We start from the raw sequence: 25,066 nt of genomic DNA, 5'->3' as shown, positions 1-25,066 counted from the left end.
AAATCATACAATGATTGTATATTGAGCGGTCTCACGGCAGGAGGGTATGGGATGCGGCTAGAGCGACTAAACTATGATAAAATAAAAATTTTTTTAACTACAGATGACTTACGAGACAGAGGTTTAACTAAAGAAGATCTCTGGAAAGACTCATTAAAAGTCCATCAATTATTTAGAGATATGATGAATGAAGCTAGTGTTGAGCTGGGCTTTGAGGCGCATGGACCAATCGCTGTTGAGGTGTATTCACTTCATGCTCAAGGGATGGTTATTATAGTTACAAATTCCAAAGATGCTGATGATCTAGAAGATGACTTTTCAGACGATTATATTGAGATGCAAGTGAAGGTGGATGAAAGCTTCGATGTTATTTATGAATTTGAGTCATTTGAAGCTATTATTCAGTTATCACATTATTTATACCACCAAGACATCTTAGATGGAATGGTCGTTTATTTTCAAGAAAGATATTACTTGTTATTAAGTGACGATCAGCCTATGAATATTGATGATTTAGTAGCTATCTTAGCAGAGTATGGAAGTCCATCAACTTTGACGGTCCATAGATTAAAAGAGTATGGAAAAAAAATTATGCAAAATAATGCCATTGAGCAAATTTACAACCACTTTTGGTTAAATAAATAGAGATTCATAACTTTTTATAATAAGTTATGAAGATATAGGTGAGTTTATGCTGACAGTCATTGTGAAAGGCTGCTAGCTAAAGTCACCTCTTTTTCTTATTTGTTGTATGAAATAATTCAAATAACAAACGATAAGAACGTCTTTAATTTAATTAGGATGAATTAAAAATAACAAGTGAAGTAAACGTTACATTAGTTGTTGTGAATTTATAAAGAATATCGTTTTTCTTCTTTGCATAAGAGGCTTGAGAGTGTATACTATGTCATGAAAGGTGGACATTCTTTCATTTACTGATTAGATCTAGGAGGTTAACTTTAATGGTAGCCGAGAAAAACACCGATGCACAAAATGATAAATTGGACGTGTTGAAATCAACACAAACGGTGATACATAATGCCCTTGATAAACTTGGGTACCCCGAGGAAGTATATGAATTATTAAAAGAACCAATAAGATTAATGACGGTGAAAATTCCTGTTCGAATGGATGATGGTTCCGTTAAAATATTTACTGGATACCGTGCTCAACATAACGATGCCGTTGGCCCTACAAAAGGAGGAATTCGCTTCCATCCAAATGTAACTGAAAAAGAGGTTAAGGCATTATCCATTTGGATGAGCTTAAAATGTGGAATAGTAGACCTTCCATATGGTGGAGGAAAAGGTGGAATTGTTTGTGACCCTAGGGATATGTCATTTAGAGAGTTGGAGCGACTAAGCCGAGGATATGTCCGAGCAATAAGTCAAATTGTTGGACCAACAAAGGACATTCCAGCGCCTGATGTATTTACTAATTCACAAATCATGGCATGGATGATGGATGAATACAGTCGAATTGATGAATTTAATAATCCTGGTTTTATAACAGGTAAGCCCTTGGTATTAGGTGGTTCACATGGTCGTGAATCGGCTACAGCAAAAGGTGTAACTATTTGTATTCGTGAAGCAGCTAAGAAAAAGGGAATTGAACTTGAAGGGGCTCGTGTTGTTGTACAGGGATTTGGTAATGCAGGAAGTTATTTATCAAAATTTATGCATGATGCAGGAGCTAAAATTGTAGGTATTTCTGATGCTTATGGTGGTCTTCACGATCCGAATGGTCTAGATATTGATTATTTACTTGATCGACGTGATAGTTTTGGAACTGTTACGAAATTATTTAATGATACAATTACAAACAAAGAATTACTTGAACTAGATTGTGATATTCTTGTTCCTGCTGCCATTGAAAATCAAATTACTGAGGAAAATGCCGGGAACATTCGTGCTAGCATTGTAGTAGAAGCTGCGAATGGCCCAACTACACTTGAAGCAACAAAAATTCTTTCAGATCGAGGTATTTTACTAGTACCAGATGTGTTGGCAAGTGCTGGTGGAGTAACGGTTTCTTATTTTGAATGGGTCCAAAATAATCAAGGTTATTACTGGACAGAAGAAGAAGTCGAAGAGAAGCTTGAACAAGTAATGGTTAAGTCATTTAACAACATATATGAAACGAGTCAGAATAGACGAGTTGACATGCGTTTGGCAGCATATATGGTTGGTGTACGAAAGATGGCTGAAGCATCTAGGTTTAGAGGCTGGATTTAAGAAAAATCTTACATGATATAAGAGGGTGACTTATATGTCTAGCCGCTCATACTCTTTACTCTTCACAATAGAGTAATTAACTCGAGTAGGAGGGCTGACTTGGTCATTCTCTTTTTTATTTTTCTTGGTAAGTATCGAAATTTATGTTTAAACAATAACCCTTAAAGTTGGGAGAGAAATTCATTGAAAAGGGAAGAAATAATTATTGTAGGTGGAGGTCCATGTGGATTGTCTGCCGCCATTGAATTAGAAGAACTTGGTACTAAACCACTTGTTATAGAAAAAGGAAATATCGTAAATGCAATCTATCACTATCCTACACATCAAACATTTTTCAGTTCTAGTGAAAAATTAGAAATTGGAAATATACCTTTTATTACTGAAAATCGTAAGCCGGTTCGTAACCAAGCTCTGGCTTATTATCGTGAAGTTGTAAAAAGAAAACAACTGAGAATTCATGCTTTTGAAAAAGTTGAAAAGATCGAAAAAAATGAAAATCAAAAATTTATAGTTATAACAAATAAACAAACGTATGAAGCAAGACAGATTGTGATCGCAACAGGGTATTATGATCATCCAAATTTAATGAATATACCTGGTGAAGATTTACCAAAAGTTTTTCATTATTTTAAGGAAGCACATCCATACTTTGATAAAGATGTCGTCGTTATAGGTGGTAAGAACTCAAGTGTTGATGCTGCGTTAGAATTGGTTAAAGCAGGAGCAAGGGTAACTGTTTTATACAGGGGAGCTGAGTACTCTAAAAGTGTAAAACCATGGATTTTACCTGAATTTGAATCACTTGTTAGAAATGAAATAATAAAAATGGAGTTTCAAGCACATGTTCTTGAGATTGGAGAAACATCCGTTAAATATATTGTGAATGATGAAGAGAAGCAGATAAAGAATGATTTTGTTTTTGCTATGACGGGCTATCATCCAGATCATAAATTTCTCAAAAATATGGGCGTAACAATCAATGCTGAAAGTGGTCGACCGACTCACAACCCAGACACAATGGAGACAAATATTGAAGGGATTTTTATTGCAGGTGTTATTGCAGCTGGAAATAATGCAAACGAAATATTCATTGAGAATGGACGATTTCACGGTCAGTTAATATATGAAGCACTCCGCAATAAACAATAACAGGGAGACAGATACGTGCTCCCTGTTTTTTTATAGTGTTTACGTTGCAAAAATCGTTTCAAGAGTTTGTTGATCTTTTGTTGTTTCTAGTGCAATCATTAGCTTGATTCTTGCTTTTTGTCCATTTAGTCCATTGCTAAAAATAACACCTAATTCTTTTAACTGTCGTCCTCCACCTTCATATCCATACACATCTTGAGCAATGCCATTAAAACAGCGAGATACAAGAATAATCGGTATTTTCTTATTTAGTAAGTTCTTGATCCCTGGCACCATCATAGGTGGCACGTTGCCTTGTCCTAAAGCTTCTATCACTAATCCATCAGGTTGTAACTGTTCTATCCCATTTAGCAGACTGTCGTCCATTCCAGCAAACACTTTGATTAAGAAAACATTTTTATCTAGAGATTCAACATGTAGTGGATTAGTAACAATAGGGGTGTGATGGAAGAAAACGCCCCCTTTGTTTACCATTCCGATTGGTCCATATTGCGGACTTTGGAAAGTTGCCACATTACTTGTATGTGTTTTTGTTACGTTTTTTGCAGTATGAATTTCATCATTCATTACCACCAAAACTCCCATGTTTTTGGCATAATCTGATGCAGCTACTTTTAGGGCTGATAAAAGATTATAAAGCCCATCTGATCCTAGCTCATTACTTGATCTCATCGCACCTGTAAGAACGATTGGAATTGATAAAGATAACGTTACATCAAGGAAATAGGCAGTTTCCTCTAACGTATCTGTTCCATGTGTAATAACAACCCCATCAATATTTTTTATTTTTTTCATTTCTTCTATATAATTTTTAATTTGTAACATATTTAATGGTGTAATATGTGGGGAAGGTAAGTGAAACAGTTCTGTTGAGATGAGGTTAATATCAGGTACCTCTTTAATATGTTCAACTAGAGGGTTTTTTTCTCCAGGTTTAACCTCTCCTGTTTCTTCGTCTTCCTTCATTGAAATGGTTCCACCAGTGTGAATAAGTAGTATGTTTTTTCTCGACATGACGAAAACTCCTTCAATCTATAAAATTCTGCTTTATTCTGTCATTTTCAATTCTACGATAACATGATACGATTAATAAAGTTAATCTTACATGAATAAAAAAATCTTTTAAATAGATAAAAAGATATTTTGGAGAAGAGGCCTGTAAATGATTGAAATTATATCTGCGGGCATTGCCCCGGGTCTGGCACTATTAAGTTATTTTTACTTAAGAGATCAGTATGAATCAGAGCCGGTCTATTTAGTGTTGCGTTCATTTATCTTTGGGGCTCTGCTTGTTTTTCCGATAATGTTTATTCAATATGTTTTAGAAGTTGAAAAAGTTTTTACTTCTGAATTTTTATATACTTTTATTGCTGTAGGATTTTTAGAAGAGTTTTTCAAATGGTTCGTCTTATTTTTTACGATCTATCAACATGTTCAATTTAATGAACATTACGATGGTATTGTCTATGGTGTTGCTGTTTCTCTTGGATTTGCGACTTTAGAGAATATTATTTATTTATTTGCAAATGGAGTCGAATACGCATTAGGCCGCGCTATTTTACCGGTATCAAGTCATGCTCTATTTGGAGTTATTATGGGGTATTATTTAGGGAAAGGGAAATTTTCAATTATCAAAAATCGAACAAAGTGGATAGTTCTATCTTGTTCAATCCCTATCTTATTACACACTGTTTATGATTCAATTTTATTAAATTACTTTAACTGGAAATATATTATGGTTCCATTTATGCTGTTTCTTTGGTGGTTCGCTCTACACAAAGCCAAAAAAGCAAGAATTAAGATATTTGATTCAAAACTGCCTTAATGGCAGTTTTTTTATTTTGATAACATTGTGATTCTAAAGAGTTTTTAAGAAATCATCTTTGAAAGGATTTGCTGCCATCAATTGTTTCTTTTGGATAAGTCTTTATTTAGTATGAATAAAATACCAAAGACTACAAAAAATACGTTTAAGCAACTACATCTACTTGAGGAGGCAGCAACATGAAAAACATGCGCATAATGCTGATAGTTGTGGTAATGGCTTTTACATCTATCACATTTCAATTTCTTTCACAAGGCGTTTCTGTAGCACATGCTTTTTCAGATCAAACCATTCAAAGAGGTGCAACGGGAAGTGATGTAATTGAATTGCAGGCAAGGCTTCAATATAACGGATATTATCATGGCCCGATTGATGGAGTCTACGGATGGAGTACGTATTGGGCAGTTAAGAATTTCCAAGATATGTTTGGTCTAGAGGAAGTTGATGGCTTAGTTGGACAAAAAACAAAGGATATGTTACAAAGATCAACTAAATTTTATAGTGATTGGGTTTACAAACAAATTAACCAAGGAAGAAGATTCACACATTATGGCGGAGTCCCGTTAGATATTCAATCTGCACCTTCAGAGCAGCAAATTCAAAAAGCGAGGAAGATTGCGGAGCAAAGACGAATTCAGCAAGAAAAGCAATATAAAGCTCAAGCAAATAACCAGCAGCAACAACAGAATCAACAGCAACAACAGCAACAACAGCAACAAAAACAACAGCAACAAAAACAACAGCAACAGAATCAGCAGCAACAAAAACAACAGCAACAGAATCAGCAGGAACAAAAACAACAGCAACAGAATCAGCAGCAACAAAAACAACAGCAACAGAATCAGCAGGAACAAAAACAACAGCAACAGAATCAGCAGGAACAAAAACAACAGCAACAGAATCAGCAGCAACAAAAACAACAGCAACAGAATCAGCAGCAACAAGAACAACAGCAACAGAATCAGCAGCAACAAGAACAACAACAGCAGAATCAACAGCAAAAAGAACAACAACAACAGAATCAACAGCAACAGAATCAGCAGCAACAAGAACAACAACAACAGAATCAAGTGCAACAGAATCAACAGCAACAACAGCAGCAAAAGAAGCAAGATCAAAAGGATTCAACTGCAGTAAACATGCCGAACGGATTTTCACAAAATGATATTAAGCTAATGGCAAATGCTGTTTATGGAGAAGCACGTGGTGAGCCATATATCGGACAAGTTGCTGTTGCGGCTGTCATTTTAAACCGAGTTAATAGTGCAACTTTCCCAAATACTGTTTCAGGGGTTATATTTGAACCACGAGCCTTTACTGCAGTAGCAGATGGGCAAATTTGGTTAACTCCAAATGAATCAGCAAAAAAAGCTGTTTTAGATGCAATTAATGGATTTGACCCGACCGGAAATGCAGTGTATTACTTTAACCCAGATACAGCAACCAGTTCTTGGATTTGGGGAAGACCACAGATTAAACGTATCGGGAAGCATATTTTCTGTGAATAGAAGGGGTGATGATCAATGATACGTGGAATTTTGATTGGAATTTTATCAATCGCTGTGATTGGTACTTCTTACTGGGGGTACAAAGAACATCAAGAAAAAAGTGCAGTATTGATTCAAGCAGAAAATAGTTATCAACGCGCATTTCATGATTTAACCTATCGTGTTGATCAGCTACATGATAGAATCGGTGCAACTCTAGCTATGAACTCAAGGGAATCGTTATCTCCAGCTTTAGCAGACGTTTGGAGAATTACTTCTGAAGCACAATCAGACGTAGGTCAGTTACCTTTAGCTTTATTACCTTTCAATAAGACAGAGGAGTTTTTAGCTGGAATTAGCGATTTTAGCTACAAAGCAGCTGTTCGTGATTTAGAAAAAGATCCGCTTACCGAAAAAGAATATAAAACACTAAAATCAATGTATTCAGAAGCTGCTGATGTTCAAAAAGAGTTACGTAAAGTTCAAAGTCTTGTTTTAGAGAATAACTTAAGATGGATGGATGTTGAGCTTGCTTTAGCCTCAGGACAAAAGCAAATGGATAATACAATTGTCGATGGGTTAAAAACAGTCGAAGAAAACGTCAAAAGTTACTCTGAATCTCAATTTGGTGCATCACTTACTTCCATGAAGAAAAACTTAGGTTTTGATAATTTAGAAGGAAAAGAAATAAATGCAAAAGAAGCTGAGAAAATAGCAAAGAAGTTTGTAGAGAATAAAGTAACTGACATAAAAGTAACCGAAAATGGTGACGGTGCAGATTATGGATTTTTCAGTGTTTCCATGGATGATAAACAGCAAAAAGTAGACATAAACATGGACATTACGAAAAAGGGTGGATACCCAATATTCTTAGTGCAGAATAGAGAGGTTGCGGAAAAGAAAATTAGCTTGAACCAAGCAACAGAAAATGCTAGGAAGTTTTTAAATGAACACGGGTTTAAAGATTTAGATCTTTTCGAAAGTGCTCAATATGATAATGTTGGTGTATTTTCATTTGTTTCTATTGAGAATGGGGTCAGAATATATCCCGATGCTCTTCGCATGAAAGTAGCGTTGGACGATGGTCAAGTGATTGGCTTCTCAGCAAGAGATTATTTAGCTGCTCATAAAAAACGTGATATTTCTAAACCAAAGATTTCTAAAGAAGAAGCAGCTAAAATGTTAAATCCTAGCTTAGAAGTACAAGAAGACCGATTGGCTCTTATTTTAAATGAGTTTAAAGAGGAAGTACTTTGCTACGAATTTTTAGGAACGATCGAAAACGATACTTACAGGATTTTTATTAATGCAGAAGATGGAACGGAAGAAAAGGTAGAGATATTAAAAAATCCAGAGCCAATCTTCCAAGATGTTTAATATGTAAACGAGCAAGGATACCCTTTTTTTACTATGACTTGGGTATCCTTTTTTATGTTAAAACGAGTATTTTTTGTTTTGGACGAATATCAAAATACATGTAGGATGTTTATAAGTTAATTTGATCTCCACTATAAGAATGTTGAATAAATATTTGCACTCTTGCACAACGGATATGTCCATGCTTTAATAAGAAAGAGAGCAATAAGAAAGAGTGATATTGTGATAAAAATTGGGGATGTTATTTCGTTAGAAACGAAGGGCGCAAAATTAGAGAGACTAAAATGTAAACTAGTAGAAAAAAAGGGCAATAAACTATATATTGATTACCCTATAAACCAAGAGACAGGCCGTTCAGCCTTCTTAATGTTAGGGACACAACTTGTTGCTTCGTTTGTTTCGAATGAAAGTGTTTTTCGTTTTCAAACAGAGGTTACAGGACGAATAAAAGAAAATATTCCAATGATCTCACTTACGTATCCTGGTGATGACCAATTAATCAAAATTCAAAGAAGACAATTTGTACGTATTGATGCAAATCTAGATGTAGCCATTTATTCTTTGCAAAATGAGTTTCAAGCTTTTACTGCAGTTACAGCTGACATTAGTGCAGGAGGAACAGCATTACTTCTTCCGAAATCTATCAAATTAAAAGAAAAACAGGAAATTGTTATTTGGTTCTCCCTACCATTTCAAAATGAAGGAATTGAATACATTAAAGTAAAAGGTAAGATCATTCGGTTTATTCCTGCAGATCATGATTTGTTTGTTAAGGCACCTATTGAGTTTCAAAATATCGATGAAGATACCAGGCAGGTTTTAATTCGCTTTTGCTTTAATCAACAAATACTCATTCGTAGAAAAGGGTTAACAGTCGAATAATTTTTGGTATTTTTAAGCATACTAGTAAAAAAATACCGGAGTTGAGCGGATTGAAACGATTTGAGCGAATTTTAATTAAACTAATTGTTATTCAATTCATTGCCCTAGTATGTGTACAGGTACTTATACAAAATACCACGGTTCAACCATACTTATCACGAGTTGTCCAGTATGAAGGTGTAAACAAAATAACCATTACTGAATGGCTAGAAACGTTTAGTCAATAACATGATGCAGGTGTCTTCAAGCCTGCTTCATTTATTTGTTTTTCAATTAGTCTAAGCAAAAACCATATGTAAAAACTACCTACCCTATATTTACAGATTCAATTCTTTAAGTTCTCATACCAAATAAGTTCTTTACACCAGCAAAGGCGTAAAAGACTACTAGACTAAAAACCTATTTGGAGGAAATAATGGAGCAAAAAAAATTATCGGTGGCCATTGATGGACCAGCGGCTGCTGGAAAAAGTACAGTTGCTAAAATAATTGCAGAAGATTACTCATATATATACATAGATACTGGTGCCATGTACAGGGCTTTAACATTTAAAGCGCTACAAGAGGGGATCGATTTAAAAGACGAAAAAGCTGTAGCAGATATACTATCTAAAATGAAAATAGAATTACATCCTTCAAAAGACGGACAACTTGTCATGATAAATGGTGAGAATGTATCAGATGTGATTCGAACAAATGAAGTAACAAATAATGTTTCCTTTGTTGCTATGCATTCATTAGTAAGAGAAGAAATGCTAAAACGCCAACGTCAATTAGCAATTGAAGGCGGAGTTGTTATGGACGGACGAGATATAGGTACACATGTGTTACCTAATGCTGAATTAAAAATATTTTTAAGAGCATCTGTTGAAGAGAGAGCAAAAAGACGCCATGAGGAAAATGTAAAAAAAGGATTTTCATCTAACTATGAACAACTAAAGCAAGAAATTGCAAATCGTGACAAGCTTGATTCCGAAAGAGAGGTTGCTCCTCTGAAGAAGGCAGAAGATGCGATTGAAATTGACACCACAGCTTTGTCTATCCAAGATGTTGTTAGAAAAATAGAAGATTATTTAGAAGAAAGGCTTTGATAACGTGTCATTATATCCATTTGCCCGGTCAGTTGTTGCTGGTATTTTAAAACCAACGTTTCGTATTAAAGTAGAAGGACTTGAGCATTTCCCCAAAGAGGGCGGGGTCTTATTGTGTACCAATCATATTAGTAATTTAGATCCACCGGTTGTTGGGGTTACAGCTCCAAGAAAAGTATTGTTCATGGCAAAAGACGAACTTTTTCAAGTGCCGGTTTTGAAACAATTACTGAACAATTTTGGTACATTTCCTGTTAAGCGTGGTGGAGGCGACCGTGAAGCGTTAAGAGCTGGATTAAAAGTTCTTAAAGAAGGAAATGTATTAGGATTATTCCCAGAAGGTACAAGAAGCAAAGATGGAAAACTCGGTAAGGGTATGCCTGGTGCCGGTTTCTTTGCGCTTCGTTCTACAGCTGCAGTTGTTCCTTGTGCTATAATAGGACCATATAAATCTTTTTCAACGCTAAGAGTTGTATACGGAAAGCCAATAAATATGGAAGAATATCGTGAGAAAAAAATTAGTACAGAAGAAATGACATCTATTATTATGGAAGAAATAGGTAAACTTATCCAAAAATAATGTAAATCTTAATACTTCTTACTTGACAAAAAGTAGCATTTATTAGAAGTTTAAGTAGGACGTATTTTTCATTTTATTTTTGGGGGAATTTATGATTCTTTAATAAAATGAAAGCATACATATATTTTATCAAAAGTCGCACAGGTTTTGACAAGGAGGTAATTGAGATGGTAGAAGAACTAAACAGTGTTCAAGTGGAAACACCTGAAGTTGGTGATGTTGTAAAAGGAATCGTAACAAAGGTTGAAGAAAAACAGGTGATTGTCGAAATAGAAAATTGTAAGCATTCCGGTATCATTCCAATCAGCGAACTTTCTAGTCTTCATGTGGAAAAGGCTTCTGATGTAATAAATGAAAATGATGAACTAGAATTAAAAGTTTTAAAGGTGGAAGAAGAAGCGTTGGTGCTTTCAAAAAGAGCCGTTGATGCTGAAAAAGCATGGGATGCATTAGAACAAAAATATGAATCTAAAGAAGTTTTTAATGCAGAAGTTAAAGATGTTGTAAAAGGCGGACTTGTTGTTGATTTAGGTGTCAGAGGCTTTATTCCTGCATCTTTAGTCGAAGCTCATTTTGTTGAGGACTTCTCTGATTATATGGGGAAAACTCTTTCTTTAATTGTTGTAGAATTAGATCGTGAAAAAAATCGTGTTATTCTCTCGCATCGTGCAGTAATTGAAAAAGAGCAAAATGAAAAGAAATCAGAAATACTTGATTCTATAAATGTTGGTTCCACAATCGAAGGAACAGTTCAACGCCTAACGGATTTTGGTGCATTTGTTGATATTGGTGGAATTGATGGGTTGGTTCACATCTCACAATTATCACATAGTCATATTGACAAACCATCTGATGTAGTGGAAGAAGGACAAAAAGTAACCGTTAAAGTTCTTGGAATAGATCGTGATAATGAAAGAATATCATTATCAATTAAAGAAACTCTGCCTGGACCTTGGGCTAACGTTACTAATAATGTAAAACCTGGTGATGTTCTAGATGGTGTAGTTAAACGTTTAGTATCGTTTGGTGCATTTGTTGAAATTCAACCTGGTGTAGAAGGACTTGTTCATATTTCACAAATTTCAAACAAACATATTGGTACTCCACAAGAAGTTCTTGAAGAAAATCAAGAAGTGAAAGTAAAAGTACTAGATATAAATGAATCTGATAAACGTATTTCTCTAAGTATTCGTGAATTAGAAGAAACGACAAAAGCATCAAATGAAGATTTGACAAATTATCAAGCAGCACAAGAAGAATCTTCTTCGGGTTTTCAATTAGGTGAAATGATTGGAGATCAATTAAAAAAATTAAAATAAAACGGTGATATGGTGAGTAAAAGAGCGCAAAGGAAAATAGAACATATTCAGCATGCATTATCTACTGGACAGCAACGTTCCAATGGATTTGATGATGTTACCTTTGTTCACCAAAGCTTACCAAACCTGTCTGTTGATGATATAAATTTATCATCTAATGTTGGCGAACTTTCCTTGAGTTCGCCTCTTTTTATAAATGCAATGACAGGTGGTGGCGGTGAGGACACGGTTATCATTAACGAAGCACTGGCAAAAGCTGCTGCAGAAACAAAAATCGCTGTAGCAGTTGGTTCACAAATGTCTGCAATCAAGGACAGTAGTGAAAGACCTTCCTATGAGATTATGAGGAAAGTTAATTCAAAAGGAATCATACTAGCTAATTTGGGTAGTGAGGCTACAGTTGATCAAGCTAAAACAGCTATTGATATGATTGAAGCAAACGCTTTGCAAATTCATATAAATGTTGTTCAGGAACTAGTTATGCCAGAAGGTGATCGAGATTTTACAAATGCTATTAAAAGAATTGAGAACATTGTTAAGAACGTAAAAGTACCTGTTATTGTGAAAGAAGTTGGCTTTGGGATGAATCGTGAAGTAGCAACACACTTAGCAGAGATTGGCGTATCTGCAATAGATGTAGGCGGTTTTGGCGGGACAAACTTTTCTAAGATTGAAAATATGCGTCGTGAACAAGTTTTAAGTTATTTTAATTCTTGGGGTATTTCTACTGCAGCTTCAATTGCTGAGGTGAAACATGGACAGCATGATATGTCTATCATCGGGTCTGGAGGTATTCGACACTCTCTTGATGTGGCTAAAGCAATAGGCTTGGGTGCTTCTGCTGTTGGAGTAGCCGGTTATTTTCTGAAAATATTTATTGAAAAAGGATATGATGAGTTAGTTCAAGAAATAAAACAGATACATACAGATTTAACCTATATCATGACAGCCCTTGGAGTGAAAACAATTAAAGGGCTTCAGGAGGCTCCCCTTGTCATAAGTGGAAATACACATCATTGGCTAAATGAAAGGGGTATCGAAACATCATCCTATAGTAGAAGGTAAAAAGCTGGTCAAATAGACTGACATAGTCATTTGAGACAGGTATAAAACACCCTCTTAGGCTGCCATATTACCAAACTCTATTGGTGTGTGGTAGCCTAATTTTTCTTGGATACGCTCTTCATTGTAATATTTCATATATTGATCTACATGCTCTCTAACCTTTTCCAGAGACATTGAGTTAAACTTTATATATTGAAATTCCTCAGATTTTAAATTTGAGTGAAATGACTCAATTACTGCATTATCCCAACAGTTTCCTCTTCTTGACATACTACTCACTAAATTATTTTCTTTCACAAAGTTTTGGAACGAGTATGAAGTATATACACTGCCTTGATCAGAATGTATGATAACTCCTTTGGGATTACCCCTTACTTCTAAAGCTTCTTTTAAAGTGTCTATAACTAAAGGAGTTTGTTGATGTGTATATAGTTTGTAAGACACAATTTGATTATTGTATAGGTCTATAATGGTTGATAAATACAATGTAGATGAACCATATTGAATATAAGTTATATCCGTTACCCACTTCTGGTTATGCATAGATGCAGTAAAGTCTCGTTGTAAGAGGTTCGGTGCGACTATAACTGATTCTCCTTGAGACTTCCATTTGCGTTTAGGCTTCACTCGACATTGTAGATTATGTTTTTGCATTATTTGTTGAACTGTGTTGCGATTTAACTCAATTCGATACTTATGCTTTAATAATTTTTTGATTTTTCTGTACCCATAACGATATTTAGTCGCTTCACAGAGTGAAATAATCGCCTTTTCTTTGGTAGATAGTTCTCTTGGTTGTGATGATGCCCAACGATAGTAGGTAGCCCTAGGAATGTTTAAAGCCGCCAAAATGGCTGTAACCGTATATTTTTTGCGCAACTTCAGAACCAACTGAAGAACTACTTCTTTTTCAACTCCTTTTCGAGTTCCAAATACTTTTTTAGGATTTCATTCTCCTGTTTTAAATGTGTAATTTGTCTCTCTTTCTTTTCATCGTCACTCTGAGTATCCGGCCCTTTTCCATAAGTATACTGTTTACCTATAGGCTGATTAAATCTATGTACTTGATTTTCGCGATACCATTTCATCCAAGTTTTAATTTGAGATACATTCTTTATTCCATACTTCTTCATAATTTCTTCATTTGTAAACTGACCACTCATCTTGTCCTTTACTACTGCCCACTTTGTTTCACTTGAATATACGTTTTTGCCCACGCAAAAACACCTCCGAATTAGCACTTTGTTTAAGTGTACCATTTCGAAGGTGTTTTATAGTGTCTCATTTAACTAGGTTAGTCTAAAACTTGACCAGCTTTTTATTTTACTTATCAAAAAGTATAAGCTTTTCTAATTATCTGTTTCTTTCTCTTGCGGCTTCTGGTCCCTCTACTCTTGTTGCACCAGGATAAGTTAAAGATTGATCACGATCTGACTCAACACGTTGACTTTTTCTTAATTTCTTTTCTTGTCGATCTTTTCCCATTTACATAACCTCCCTATATAAGGTATACCTTAACTTTTGTCTTTTTCATGTTAATCATAAGTACTATTTTTTACTAATTTTCGATTAAAGCTAATTGGAAATAGACATAATGGGAATAGTAGGAGGAGTGAGATGGAAGGAATCATTTTTTACTGGTTTATGTGGTTAGGGTGGGTTGTGGTCACTTTCATAATGAGAAAAAACAAAAGTCGAGTGAAATTAGCGTTTTTCCTATTAGTAACAATATTAATAAGTAAGGTTTTTCTGGTTGTATCTACTTTTTATATCAATTGTTCATTAATCATGTTTTTGTTATTAGGATATTATTTAGCCGTGAAAAATAAACGCAAACTGGTTACTTTTTATTTGACCAATTTAACATTAACATTTGCATACGCAGGTATCATGTTATTTCACATTTATGATCCTGTTTGGTTTATATTTGATTACCGCATAATTGTAAGTCTGATTGTCAGCTTACTTGCTATTTACTTGGGCAAGGATCCTTCCCAACGATTTACATTTTATTTGATTTCAGTCTCTCAAGGGGAGTTTTTATATTGGTTGATTATGAGTAAATTCCATGATCAGTTAACATTTGGTACTGCTGCCTTTTTAGATATGATAGTAATTGGTTGTGCAATGATTTACTTATGGACCATTTTGCAACAGTTTACATTATTAGTAGAACAATCACTACACAGATTTCAAAAACAAACAAAGGAGAAGCAGGGATAATATGAGTGAATATACGATACCAGTGCTTTTTGGAGTTGTTGTTGGAGTATTAACCAGACTTCATATGCTTAAAACTGATTATAGACAATACCCCACTTACTTGCATGGGAAAATCATCCATGTTGCCCTTGGCTTCATTGCAGCTGGCTTAGGGACAGTTGCTGTTCCTTCCATAATGGAAGAAGATTTTACAGCGATTACGTTTCTTACTTTAGCTGCTTCTCAATTTAGGGATGTAAGGAATATGGAAAGAAATACATTAACTGTTTTAGATGGCTATGAACTTGTCCCTAGAGGGAATACATATATAGAAGGAATTGCCATTGCTTTTGAAAGCAGAAATTATCTTGTCATATTCACTTCACTTTTAACTACTTTTGCTTACTTGGTCCTTAATATTTATGTCGCTATTATTGTTGGAATTATTTGCTTCATTGCTTGTCGTAAACTCATGTCCGGAAGTAGAATAAAAGATCTTGTAGACATAAAATTTGTAGAACCTCATTTTGAAGGTGCTGGACTATATGTTGACAATATTTATATTATGAACATAGGTATTCCTGACAAGCAACAGGCTATCCTTAAATATGGAATGGGGTTTATATTAACACCTAAGAATGCCAACTCAAAAACAACCATTGCTAACTTGGGGCAACGACAAGCCATTCTTCATGATGTGTCCACTGCATTAGGAGTTGTTCGTGATTCCGGAGAGCCTGCACTTGTGCCCTTAGCTAAAAGAGATTTAGATGACGGACGCCTTGGGGTGTTTGTTTTACCTCAAGATCGAGATGTTGACAAAGCCATACAAGTGATTGGAGATACACCGACCCTTGAAAATGCAATAAGAATGCCATCTGAAGCGAAGGCGAACCGTCAAGGAGGGGAATAAATTGAGTGCACTTGAAAAATACATATTGGCTATTATTACAACTGATAAAACAAAAGCAGCTGGTGGAACCGCAATTTTTATTTGTAAAACACAGGAAGAAATGCACTTTTACGCCAAAAATTTAGAAGCAATATTAGATGGAATTGCACATGGTATCGGAGAAGACATGTTTGTCGTTGTTAAACACTAAGTTGTGAAATGAAGTAATGTCTGATAATATATAAAAGTTAAGCCCTTCTTTAAAAGCAGAAGGGTTTCTTTTATAAGAGATTTTATTTTAGTATTTTGTGGTAGTTTATATTTAGCCATATAGGCTAATGAATACATATATGAGCTTAACTTTAAGTCCAATTTTATCACACTATCAGAAAATGAATGGTGGTATCAGATAATGGACCGAAACGTTTGTAGAAATTTTTCGTATACGTTTGTAACAAGATGTCTAACTAGCCTTTTATAATCGTTGCTTTCTTTTTGCTTTTTTTGGGAATTGTCCAAGAAAGTGGTGTATTATGAAACGGGTTTGATATGAACATTACCATAATTGTAACTCTTATGATAAAAAATTGAGTTTATATAAGTCAGGATGGTGTAACTAATGGCAAAACCAGTTATAGCAATAGTTGGAAGACCGAATGTAGGTAAGTCAACAATCTTTAATCGTATTGTAGGAGAGCGTGTGTCTATTGTCGAAGATATCCCAGGTGTTACTAGGGACAGAATATATAGTTCTGGGGAATGGTTGACTTATCAATTTAATATTATTGATACGGGTGGAATAGATATTGGGGACGAGCCTTTCTTAGAGCAAATCCGTCATCAAGCAGAAATAGCTATCGATGAAGCTGATGTTATTGTGTTTTTAACGAATGTTCGTGAAGGGGTTACGGCTGCTGATGAAGAAGTAGCTAAAATTTTATACCGATCCAATAAACCGGTTGTATTGGCGGTTAACAAGGTAGATAATCCTGAAATGCGTGCAAATATTTATGATTTTTATTCGTTAGGATTTGGAGAGCCATTTCCGATCTCAGGCTCTCACGGTTTAGGTTTGGGTGACTTATTAGACGAAGTTGCAAAACATTTTAAAAGTCCAGGGACTGACGATTACGATGAAACAACAATAAAATTTTCCCTTATTGGCAGACCTAATGTTGGGAAATCCTCTCTCGTTAACGCGATCTTAGGAGAAGACCGTGTTATCGTAAGTGACATCGCAGGTACTACTCGGGATGCGATTGATACAGTTTATAAATATGAAGGACAAGAATTTGTTATCATTGATACTGCAGGTATGCGAAAAAAAGGAAAAGTATATGAAACAACTGAAAAGTATAGTGTCCTTCGAGCGTTAAAAGCAATTGATCGCTCAGATGTTATCTTAGTCGTAATAAATGGAGAAGAAGGAATTATTGAGCAGGACAAGCATATTGCCGGATATGCTCATGAAGCTGGAAAAGCAGTAGTAATTGTTGTGAATAAATGGGATGCTGTAGAAAAAGATGAGAAAACAATGAAGGAATTTGAAGTTAATATACGTGATCACTTTAAGTTCTTAGATTATGCTCCAATTGTATTCCTTTCAGCTTTAACTAAAAAGAGAATTCATACGTTAATGCCTCATATTATTCTAGCTAGTGAGAATCACTCAAGAAGGGTTCAGACAAATGTTTTAAATGATGTGGTAATGGATGCTGTTGCAATGAATCCAACTCCAACTCATAAAGGCAAACGATTAAAAATATTCTATACAGCACAAGTAGCTGTAAAACCACCTACTTTTGTTGTTTTCGTTAATGATCCGGAATTAATGCACTTTTCGTACGAACGCTTTTTAGAAAACCGTATTAGGGCTGCATTTGAATTTGATGGTACACCTATTAAGATTTTTGCTAGAGAACGCAAATAATAGCCAAATCTAATTGTTTACCTTCAAGGGTTAGTAATGTTTTAAAGGTAAAGTAACAGGTAATCCTGTTACTTTTTGTTAAAATTGTTCTGAAAGGTGTGATAACATGGAACAAATTACGGTAGTAGGTGCGGGGAGCTGGGGAACAGCACTAGCCATCGTTCTTTCTGATAATGGACATCGTGTAAAGTTATGGGGGCATCGTCCTGAATTAATAAGCGAAATTAATTCGACACGAAGAAATGAAAAGTATCTCCCAGGTATTGACCTCCCAGAAAACATTGTTGGTTATTCAGATTTTGAAGAAAGTTTAAAAGATGTAAAGACTGTTATATTAGCCGTACCAACAAAAGCAATACGTGAAGTTCTTAAAGATATAATTAAGGTTATAAAAGAACGCGTAACGTTTGTTCATGTTAGTAAAGGAATTGAACCGGATACTTTGCTGCGAATTTCAGAAATTATTGAAGAAGAAGTGCCATCTCAGCTATTAAGAGATATTGTTGTCTTATCTGGACCAAGTCATGCAGAGGAAGTTAGTCAACGCCATATCACTACCGTGACTTCTTCTTCAAAAAATATGAAAGCGGCTGAATACATACAAGATCTATTTATTAATCAAAATTTTCGTGTTTATACAAATCCAGATATTATCGGTGTGGAAATTGGTGGGGCATTAAAAAATATTATTGCGCTAGCCGCGGGGATTACAGATGGACTTGGCTATGGAGATAATGCGAAAGCTGCCCTTATCACAAGGGGATTGGCCGAAATTGCACGTCTAGGTAGTAAAATGGGAGGAAACCCTTTAACTTTCTCTGGGCTAACAGGAATTGGAGATTTAATTGTAACGTGTACAAGCGTTCATTCGAGAAACTGGCGTGCTGGTAATCTTTTAGGTAAGGGGCATAACCTGGACGAAGTGTTAGAAAACATGGGGATGGTTGTTGAAGGGGTAAGAACGACAAAAGCAGCCTATCAGCTTGCTCAAAAATACCATGTGAAGATGCCAATTACTGAGGCGTTATATGAAGTGTTATTTAACGGTAAATCTCCAAAAGAAGCGGTTGATTCGTTAATGGCTCGTGTTAAAACTCATGAAATGGAAGACCTGGTAAATATCATGGAGAATCGTTAATTTAGGTGACGTATAATCATCAATCAGCATATGATAACAAGAAATAAAAACAAAGAAACAATATCCTATAAGGTTTATGATTACTTCGTTTGTGGATCGTATGATTTTTGTCAATTTAATCCTAAAAGCCTGTACATTATCTAAAGTGAAAGTTTAATGGCGTAACTAGGCATTAGATGATACAAAACATAATACTTCCGCATAAAATGCATGGTAGTCAAATAAGAGTTGTTCTTATAGTTTGGGTACTATTTAGTCGGTTCTGTGGCTGAAGTAAAGTTCGTCCCCTCTTTACTTCAGCTTTTTTGTTTAAACGTTTACTTAGAGTATTTAAATGAACTTTACCTCCTTGGACAAGCCTCTAAAAGTATAATATAATCAACCATGGAGTTCGACATTATTTATTTTATTGTTTAAGTCTTAATATTTCCCTGAGCTTTTTGTATGAGGAGGAGTCTTTATGAGTGTAGCCCTTATGAAGATGTGGATTTCATTTGCATCAATGGCTTTTATGTTTATCTCAATTTTACTCATTTATTTAAGTCGATTTAAGTTAAAAGGTATATTTAAAGTAATCGTTTCAGTTTTTGCCTATCTTTTTATGATTCTAGCAGGGTTAATTATTTTGTTCGTTGTTTTTACTGGACCTGTATCGGAATAATACTTAATAAAAGGATGTTATTTAGAATGAAATTCTATAAAATTTTGCTAGTGATTTTTGGTTGCATCCTTTTATCTGGATGTCTTTACCCGGAAGAGAAATTACAGAAAAACACAGTACCTTATGATGACCAAATAGCTGCTGTGCAGAAGTCTGTAGATCAATACCAACAAGATACAGGTGGGTTGCTGCCGATCAAAACAAAGGATATGTCAACACCTATTTATCAAAAGTATCCTATTGATTTTTCTGCAATAACACCTAAATATATGGCTGAGCCACCTGGTACAGCCTATGAAAGCGGTGGGATTTACCAGTATGTGTTAGTGGATGTAGAAGAAGATCCTACTGTTAAATTAATTGATTTACGTATTTCTGAGGAGATACATGAGTTGACGATCAAATTAAATGTCTATCGTCAAGCGAACGGATATCCACCATTTGAAGATCTTATTACAAATGATATCTATACATTAAACTATGAAAAATTAGGGTATAAAGAGCCACCGATGATTGAGAGTCCATATTCAGGAGAATATTTACCTCTAGTTATAGATAAAGAGGCAAAAATTTATGTGGATTATCGCATCGATTTATCCAAAGCTTTACAAGATAGTACGCACAGCTTTAAGCCCGGCGATGATATTCGCGGTGTTCTTTTAGACGGGAAACCTTTTGTACCTGCCTATTCCTTACCTTATACAATAAATGATGCTGGGGAACCGATCTTTGATACAGATGGCCAATAAATTCTTTTTAAAAAATTTTAAAAATAAGTCATGAACCCTTCTTTGGAGAATACACTCTAAAAGAAGGGTTTTCTTTTTTCGCTTTTATGACCAATGACTAATTTGGAGAATACCTAAAAAAATTTAGAAACAAAGTCATAAATAAATAGGACAATGTCATACATATATAGTGTCCTATAAGAAAACGGATAAGCTTTATCCCAATATTGTATGATCGGGAGGGGATCACTTGGAAAAAGTAGATATTTTCAAGGATATCGCTGAACGAACTGGTGGCGATATATATTTAGGAGTAGTTGGTGCAGTTAGAACAGGTAAATCTACTTTTATTAAAAAGTTCATGGAATTAGTCGTACTACCTAACATTGACAATGAATCTGACAAAGCTAGAGCTCAAGATGAATTACCACAAAGTGCAGCTGGTAAAACAATTATGACTACTGAGCCGAAATTTGTCCCGAATCAAGCAGTTTCTATTCATGTAGATGAGGGGCTTGATGTCAATATTAGATTAGTAGATTGTGTAGGTTACACAGTTCCAGGAGCCAAAGGGTATGAGGATGAAAATGGTCCTCGCATGATCAACACTCCGTGGTATGAAGAGCCAATACCTTTTCATGAAGCAGCAGAAATTGGTACACGTAAAGTAATTCAAGAACATTCAACACTAGGATGTGTCATTACGACAGATGGTTCTATCGGTGACATTCCACGCCATGACTATTTAGAAGCTGAAGCTAGAGTTATTGAAGAGTTAAAAGAAGTAGGAAAGCCGTTTATTATGATTATTAATACGGTTCATCCTCATCACCCAGAAACAGAAGCCCTTCGCAAAGAATTAAATGAAAAATATGATATTCCTGTCCTCGCAATGAGTGTTGAAAGCATGAGAGAAACAGATGTCATGAGTGTACTTAGAGAATCTCTATACGAGTTCCCTGTACTTGAGGTGAATGTAAATCTTCCAAGCTGGGTTATGGTATTACGAGAGGATCATTGGTTAAGACAAAGCTATCAAGAGGCTGTTAAAGATACAGTTAAAGATATTAAGAGGTTACGCGATGTAGACCGTGTTGTAGGTCAATTCAGCGAGTATGACTTTATTAATAGAGCAAGCTTGGCTGGTATTGAAATGGGGCAAGGAATTGCCGAGATTGACCTATATGCTCCAGATGATCTTTATGATCAAATCCTTAAAGAAGTTGTAGGGGTTGAAATTCGTGGTAAGGATCATTTACTACAGTTAATGCAAGACTTTGCTTATGCGAAGGCAGAATATGATCAAGTTTCTGATGCACTCCGAATGGTGAAGCAAACTGGTTATGGTATTGCAGCACCAGCCCTTGCGGATATGAGTCTTGATGAACCTGAAATTATTCGTCAAGGTTCTAGATTTGGAGTTCGCTTAAAAGCTGTTGCACCTTCCATCCATATGATCAAAGTGGATGTTGAATCAGAATTTGCGCCAATTATAGGCACAGAAAAACAGTCAGAAGAACTTGTTCGATACCTTATGCAAGACTTTGAAGATAACCCACTTTCTATCTGGAATTCGGATATTTTCGGACGCAGTTTAAGTTCAATTGTACGAGAAGGTATACAAGCTAAATTATCATTAATGCCTGAAAATGCTCGTTACAAGCTAAAAGAAACATTAGAAAGAATTATCAATGAAGGCTCTGGCGGATTAATTGCCATCATATTGTAAAGATTTGACCTCTATTCTAAGAGGTCTTTTTTTGTTTTATTAGAAATAAATAATGTCAAAAATCTCCTTGTGTCAAAACGTACGTTCGTAAAAAAAGCGTAAATCCTTGATACAAGTGGTTTTTTATTCGGTAATTGCTTGATTCGCTTGAATGATTGTGTTAATCTTTTTAAAGAAATTGTTTTCTCTATTGGTCGATTCTTCCTAAATAACCAATATTCATGATGAAAATCATTGAAATATGTAGAAAAATCGTATAAGATAAGCGTGTTGATAGTAATATCACGATATCATGTATACAATTAATCAAAACTGTGAAGAAATGAAGACTAATAAGAGTTCCATCCCTTTGGGAGGAGGTGAAAGGCATGAATAAAACAGAACTTATCAACGCAGTAGCAGAAGCTAGTGAGTTATCTAAAAAAGACGCAACTAAAGCAGTTGATGCTGTTTTCGATACAATTTTAGATGCACTAAAAGACGGTGATAAAGTACAACTTATCGGTTTCGGTAACTTTGAAGTTCGTGAGCGTGCGGCTCGTAAAGGTCGTAACCCACAAACTGGTGAAGAGATTGAAATTGCTGCAAGCAAGGTGCCTGCTTTCAAACCAGGTAAAGCACTTAAAGATGCAGTAGCAGGAAAATAAGTTTAATTTGTCATGTAATTACTATTACATACAAGCTTTCTTCACAGAGCCCCTTATTTAAGGGGCTTTTCATTTGTAAGAAAACAAATTCCTCTTAGTTAATCCACTTTGCTTTTCATCCTTTGATTATGCTAGAATCTCTACAAAAGAATGTCCAGGAGGTCCCAACATGAGTGAAGTTAATTTTGAACAGATTGAACACGCTGTAAAATTGATTCTTGAAGCGGTAGGGGAAGATCCTAATCGCGAGGGTTTGATAGATACACCAAAGCGAGTGGCGAAAATGTATGCTGAGGTATTTAGCGGGTTAAATGAAGATCCATCTGAACATTTTCAAACGATTTTTGGGGAAGATCATGAAGAACTTGTATTAGTAAAGGATATCCCGTTTTATTCAATGTGTGAACACCACCTCGTACCTTTCTACGGAAAAGCTCATGTAGCATATATACCTAAAGGTGGAAAAGTAACAGGATTGAGTAAACTTGCACGTGCAGTAGAGGCAGTAGCGAAACGACCACAATTACAGGAGCGGATTACATCGACCATAGCTAATAGTATTAATGAATCACTCGATCCACACGGAGTAATGGTCGTTGTTGAAGCCGAGCATATGTGTATGACAATGAGAGGGATAAAAAAACCTGGGGCACAAACGGTTACGTCTGCTGTAAGAGGGGTATTCCGAAAAGATGAGGCATCAAGAGCAGAGGTACTATCTTTGATAAAAGGATAAGTACCTATACAGGTTGGAAGTAAAAACATATTAATAGGTTTTACTTAACAGGAATGGTATGATAGATAAGACAACATTCTGTAAATAGGCAGGTGCAGGGATGAATCAAAAAAATGACTTTGTTGTGATTAAAGCAATTGAAGATGGCGTTCATGTAATCGGACTGACAAGGGGTTCTGATACACGTTTCCATCATTCGGAGAAACTAGATAAGGGTGAAGTGATGATTGCGCAATTTACTGAGCATACATCGGCAATCAAAATAAGAGGTAAAGCACAAATTCAATCTGGAATTGGTGAAATAGAGAGTGATTCTCGTAAATAAGCAGGTTCTCCTGCTTTTCTTTGCGTTTAACGAAGTTTAAGATTACATATCAATAAATAACAATTGCCTATAATTGTGGTATAATGGTACAGGCTTAAATTTCTTCTAGAAAAATGATATATAATATATAAAGTAACATTGGTAGGCAGAATTAGAAAAGTGGAGTGAAAAGTATGCAATTGTCCCCTTTTCTAGACGAGGCGAGTACAAAGTTTAGTTTAAGAAAACAATACATGTAATAAATTAGAGATAGAATGTTATTTTGGGGACAAGGGTGATTTATTTGCAGGACATCGAAGTACATTTAGCAAAATTAAAAACAGCACTAGAGGAGAAACTTTCACATCCCTATTTAGCAAAACATTTACCTTCACCTACAATCGACGAAGATAAATTGCTACTTTTTTATGCAATTTTTGATGAGATAGACCTTTCGGAGAAATTAAAAGAAAGTTATATAGTGACAGCTATGCTTGTTCAGATTGCCCTTGATACACATGATGATGTTTCGACAAAGACTAATATCGAACCTGGAGAATTTGTACAAAGACAGTTAACTGTTCTTGCAGGTGATTATTTTAGTGGACTATATTATTTATTACTATCAGAAGTTAAGGATATTAAGATGGTTCGAACATTAGCCTTAGCTATTAAGGAAATCAATGAACATAAAATAAGACTTTATTATCATGATGAAGAAAAAATGAGTTCATCTATTAATAGTCTTCAAGTAGTTGAAACAAGTCTTTTTCAACGTGTAGCTGATCATTTTAAACTTGACTTTTATAACATGCTCAGTACACATTTTTTAACATATAAAAGACTATCTCATGAGAAATTTCAGTTTGTACAAGATGGAGGTTTTGATCATTCTGTTAAAAAAACCTCGTTTTCTATTCACTTTTTAACAGAAGCATGTAATATGTACTTCGAGAAAACTGCATCACTACTTGATAAAGGATTTCAAAAGGCTCCTTCTTTAAAAACTTTGTTGATAGAACGACTTCATACAATTCGTTTTCACGAAGCATTACTACATGATAAAAAGACAGTGGAAGAAGGTTTGTAAT

27 protein-coding genes are annotated in these 25,066 nt (G+C 35.1%); 24 read left to right on the top strand and 3 right to left on the bottom strand.

Translation table 11 applies throughout. From position 1 onward, the window contains the following. Nucleotides 1–51: 51 nt before the first annotated feature. The 3 genes from LPC09_RS16230 to LPC09_RS16220 all read left to right on the top strand — a co-directional run bounded on the left by LPC09_RS16230 (nucleotide 52) and on the right by LPC09_RS16220 (nucleotide 3,383). The gene (locus tag LPC09_RS16230; RefSeq protein WP_231307793.1) at nucleotides 52–645 is read left to right on the top strand and encodes a genetic competence negative regulator; all 594 of its coding nucleotides are present in this window, start codon (nucleotides 52–54) and stop codon (nucleotides 643–645) included. Between the two features lie 317 nt (nucleotides 646–962). Then, complete coding sequence (locus LPC09_RS16225; protein WP_098796194.1) at nucleotides 963–2,234, top strand: Glu/Leu/Phe/Val family dehydrogenase; 1,272 nt, start codon at nucleotides 963–965, stop codon at nucleotides 2,232–2,234. A gap of 183 nt (nucleotides 2,235–2,417) precedes the next feature. After that, nucleotides 2,418–3,383, top strand: coding sequence for a YpdA family putative bacillithiol disulfide reductase (locus LPC09_RS16220; protein WP_231307792.1), 966 nt, complete (start codon nucleotides 2,418–2,420; stop codon nucleotides 3,381–3,383). 39 nt (nucleotides 3,384–3,422) lie between these two features. Here LPC09_RS16220 and LPC09_RS16215 read toward each other — a convergent pair whose 3' ends face one another. Beyond that, the gene (locus LPC09_RS16215) at nucleotides 3,423–4,397 is read right to left on the bottom strand and encodes an asparaginase (RefSeq protein ID WP_231307791.1); all 975 of its coding nucleotides are present in this window, start codon (nucleotides 4,395–4,397) and stop codon (nucleotides 3,423–3,425) included. Nucleotides 4,398–4,545: 148 nt separating this feature from the next. Here LPC09_RS16215 and prsW point away from each other — a divergent pair, with 148 nt between their 5' ends. The 9 genes from prsW (at nucleotide 4,546) to fni (ending at nucleotide 13,008) form a co-directional block, all read left to right on the top strand. After that, complete coding sequence (prsW, locus tag LPC09_RS16210) at nucleotides 4,546–5,208, top strand: glutamic-type intramembrane protease PrsW (RefSeq protein WP_231307790.1); 663 nt, start codon at nucleotides 4,546–4,548, stop codon at nucleotides 5,206–5,208. A gap of 179 nt (nucleotides 5,209–5,387) precedes the next feature. Then, the gene (gene sleB, locus LPC09_RS16205; RefSeq protein ID WP_331275777.1) at nucleotides 5,388–6,716 is read left to right on the top strand and encodes a spore cortex-lytic enzyme; all 1,329 of its coding nucleotides are present in this window, start codon (nucleotides 5,388–5,390) and stop codon (nucleotides 6,714–6,716) included. Between the two features lie 15 nt (nucleotides 6,717–6,731). After that, entirely contained in the window at nucleotides 6,732–8,072 is a 1,341-nt protein-coding gene (gene ypeB, locus LPC09_RS16200) for a germination protein YpeB (protein ID WP_231307789.1), read from the top strand. Nucleotides 8,073–8,294: 222 nt separating this feature from the next. Then, complete coding sequence (locus LPC09_RS16195) at nucleotides 8,295–8,954, top strand: flagellar brake protein (protein ID WP_231307788.1); 660 nt, start codon at nucleotides 8,295–8,297, stop codon at nucleotides 8,952–8,954. A 50-nt stretch (nucleotides 8,955–9,004) separates the two neighbouring features. Then, nucleotides 9,005–9,181: a YpfB family protein gene (locus tag LPC09_RS16190; RefSeq protein ID WP_231307787.1), complete on the top strand. Its 177-nt coding sequence runs from the start codon at nucleotides 9,005–9,007 to the stop codon at nucleotides 9,179–9,181. 188 nt (nucleotides 9,182–9,369) lie between these two features. Continuing rightward, entirely contained in the window at nucleotides 9,370–10,044 is a 675-nt protein-coding gene (gene cmk, locus LPC09_RS16185; protein WP_231307786.1) for a (d)CMP kinase, read from the top strand. Between the two features lie 4 nt (nucleotides 10,045–10,048). Continuing rightward, nucleotides 10,049–10,624 (top strand): lysophospholipid acyltransferase family protein, encoded by a 576-nt coding sequence (locus LPC09_RS16180; protein ID WP_231307785.1) that lies wholly within the window; start codon nucleotides 10,049–10,051, stop codon nucleotides 10,622–10,624. Nucleotides 10,625–10,791: 167 nt separating this feature from the next. Continuing rightward, nucleotides 10,792–11,943, top strand: coding sequence for a 30S ribosomal protein S1 (rpsA, locus tag LPC09_RS16175; protein ID WP_231307784.1), 1,152 nt, complete (start codon nucleotides 10,792–10,794; stop codon nucleotides 11,941–11,943). Between the two features lie 9 nt (nucleotides 11,944–11,952). Further along, a complete protein-coding gene (gene fni / locus LPC09_RS16170; RefSeq protein ID WP_231307783.1) occupies nucleotides 11,953–13,008 on the top strand; it encodes a type 2 isopentenyl-diphosphate Delta-isomerase in 1,056 nt (351 codons plus the stop codon). Between the two features lie 54 nt (nucleotides 13,009–13,062). Here the strand turns inward: fni and LPC09_RS16165 are convergent. Next, nucleotides 13,063–14,225, bottom strand: a protein-coding gene (locus LPC09_RS16165) for an IS3 family transposase (protein ID WP_231307782.1) whose coding sequence is annotated in 2 segments (ribosomal slippage) — nucleotides 13,063–13,949 and nucleotides 13,949–14,225 — 1,164 coding nt in all. Because the reading frame shifts where the segments join, the coding sequence is not laid out codon by codon here. A gap of 136 nt (nucleotides 14,226–14,361) precedes the next feature. After that, complete coding sequence (locus tag LPC09_RS16160) at nucleotides 14,362–14,493, bottom strand: YpzI family protein (RefSeq protein WP_121662610.1); 132 nt, start codon at nucleotides 14,491–14,493, stop codon at nucleotides 14,362–14,364. Between the two features lie 132 nt (nucleotides 14,494–14,625). Here LPC09_RS16160 and LPC09_RS16155 point away from each other — a divergent pair, with 132 nt between their 5' ends. The 12 genes from LPC09_RS16155 to LPC09_RS16100 all read left to right on the top strand — a co-directional run bounded on the left by LPC09_RS16155 (nucleotide 14,626) and on the right by LPC09_RS16100 (nucleotide 25,065). After that, a complete protein-coding gene (locus LPC09_RS16155) occupies nucleotides 14,626–15,231 on the top strand; it encodes a YphA family membrane protein (protein WP_231307781.1) in 606 nt (201 codons plus the stop codon). A gap of 1 nt (nucleotide 15,232) precedes the next feature. Then, complete coding sequence (locus LPC09_RS16150) at nucleotides 15,233–16,123, top strand: YIEGIA family protein (protein ID WP_098796168.1); 891 nt, start codon at nucleotides 15,233–15,235, stop codon at nucleotides 16,121–16,123. 1 nt (nucleotide 16,124) lies between these two features. Then, the gene (locus tag LPC09_RS16145; protein ID WP_098796167.1) at nucleotides 16,125–16,313 is read left to right on the top strand and encodes a capping complex subunit for YIEGIA; all 189 of its coding nucleotides are present in this window, start codon (nucleotides 16,125–16,127) and stop codon (nucleotides 16,311–16,313) included. A gap of 408 nt (nucleotides 16,314–16,721) precedes the next feature. Next, nucleotides 16,722–18,032: a ribosome biogenesis GTPase Der gene (gene der / locus LPC09_RS16140; RefSeq protein ID WP_098796166.1), complete on the top strand. Its 1,311-nt coding sequence runs from the start codon at nucleotides 16,722–16,724 to the stop codon at nucleotides 18,030–18,032. A 106-nt stretch (nucleotides 18,033–18,138) separates the two neighbouring features. Further along, nucleotides 18,139–19,170 (top strand): NAD(P)H-dependent glycerol-3-phosphate dehydrogenase, encoded by a 1,032-nt coding sequence (locus LPC09_RS16135; RefSeq protein WP_098796165.1) that lies wholly within the window; start codon nucleotides 18,139–18,141, stop codon nucleotides 19,168–19,170. 460 nt (nucleotides 19,171–19,630) lie between these two features. Next, a complete protein-coding gene (locus tag LPC09_RS16130) occupies nucleotides 19,631–19,831 on the top strand; it encodes a DUF2768 domain-containing protein (protein ID WP_098796164.1) in 201 nt (66 codons plus the stop codon). 26 nt (nucleotides 19,832–19,857) lie between these two features. After that, on the top strand, nucleotides 19,858–20,580 hold the full coding sequence (locus tag LPC09_RS16125) for a hypothetical protein (protein WP_098796163.1): 723 nt from the start codon (nucleotides 19,858–19,860) through the stop codon (nucleotides 20,578–20,580). Between the two features lie 229 nt (nucleotides 20,581–20,809). Continuing rightward, on the top strand, nucleotides 20,810–22,288 hold the full coding sequence (gene spoIVA / locus LPC09_RS16120) for a stage IV sporulation protein A (protein WP_098796162.1): 1,479 nt from the start codon (nucleotides 20,810–20,812) through the stop codon (nucleotides 22,286–22,288). A 368-nt stretch (nucleotides 22,289–22,656) separates the two neighbouring features. Next, nucleotides 22,657–22,935, top strand: a complete 279-nt coding sequence (gene hbs / locus LPC09_RS16115) for a non-specific DNA-binding protein Hbs (RefSeq protein ID WP_034332307.1) — start codon at nucleotides 22,657–22,659, stop codon at nucleotides 22,933–22,935. Between the two features lie 169 nt (nucleotides 22,936–23,104). Then, complete coding sequence (gene folE, locus LPC09_RS16110) at nucleotides 23,105–23,671, top strand: GTP cyclohydrolase I FolE (RefSeq protein ID WP_098796160.1); 567 nt, start codon at nucleotides 23,105–23,107, stop codon at nucleotides 23,669–23,671. A 100-nt stretch (nucleotides 23,672–23,771) separates the two neighbouring features. Beyond that, on the top strand, nucleotides 23,772–23,996 hold the full coding sequence (mtrB, locus tag LPC09_RS16105) for a trp RNA-binding attenuation protein MtrB (protein ID WP_098796159.1): 225 nt from the start codon (nucleotides 23,772–23,774) through the stop codon (nucleotides 23,994–23,996). Between the two features lie 283 nt (nucleotides 23,997–24,279). Further along, the gene (locus LPC09_RS16100; RefSeq protein WP_098796158.1) at nucleotides 24,280–25,065 is read left to right on the top strand and encodes a heptaprenyl diphosphate synthase component 1; all 786 of its coding nucleotides are present in this window, start codon (nucleotides 24,280–24,282) and stop codon (nucleotides 25,063–25,065) included. Nucleotide 25,066 lies beyond the last annotated feature (1 nt).

The organism is Metabacillus sp. B2-18 (assembly GCF_021117275.1).
GTDB lineage: Bacteria > Bacillota > Bacilli > Bacillales > Bacillaceae > Metabacillus.
The sequence above is the reverse complement of the archived record's forward strand: the minus strand, read 5'-3'. Positions and strand labels throughout refer to the sequence as shown.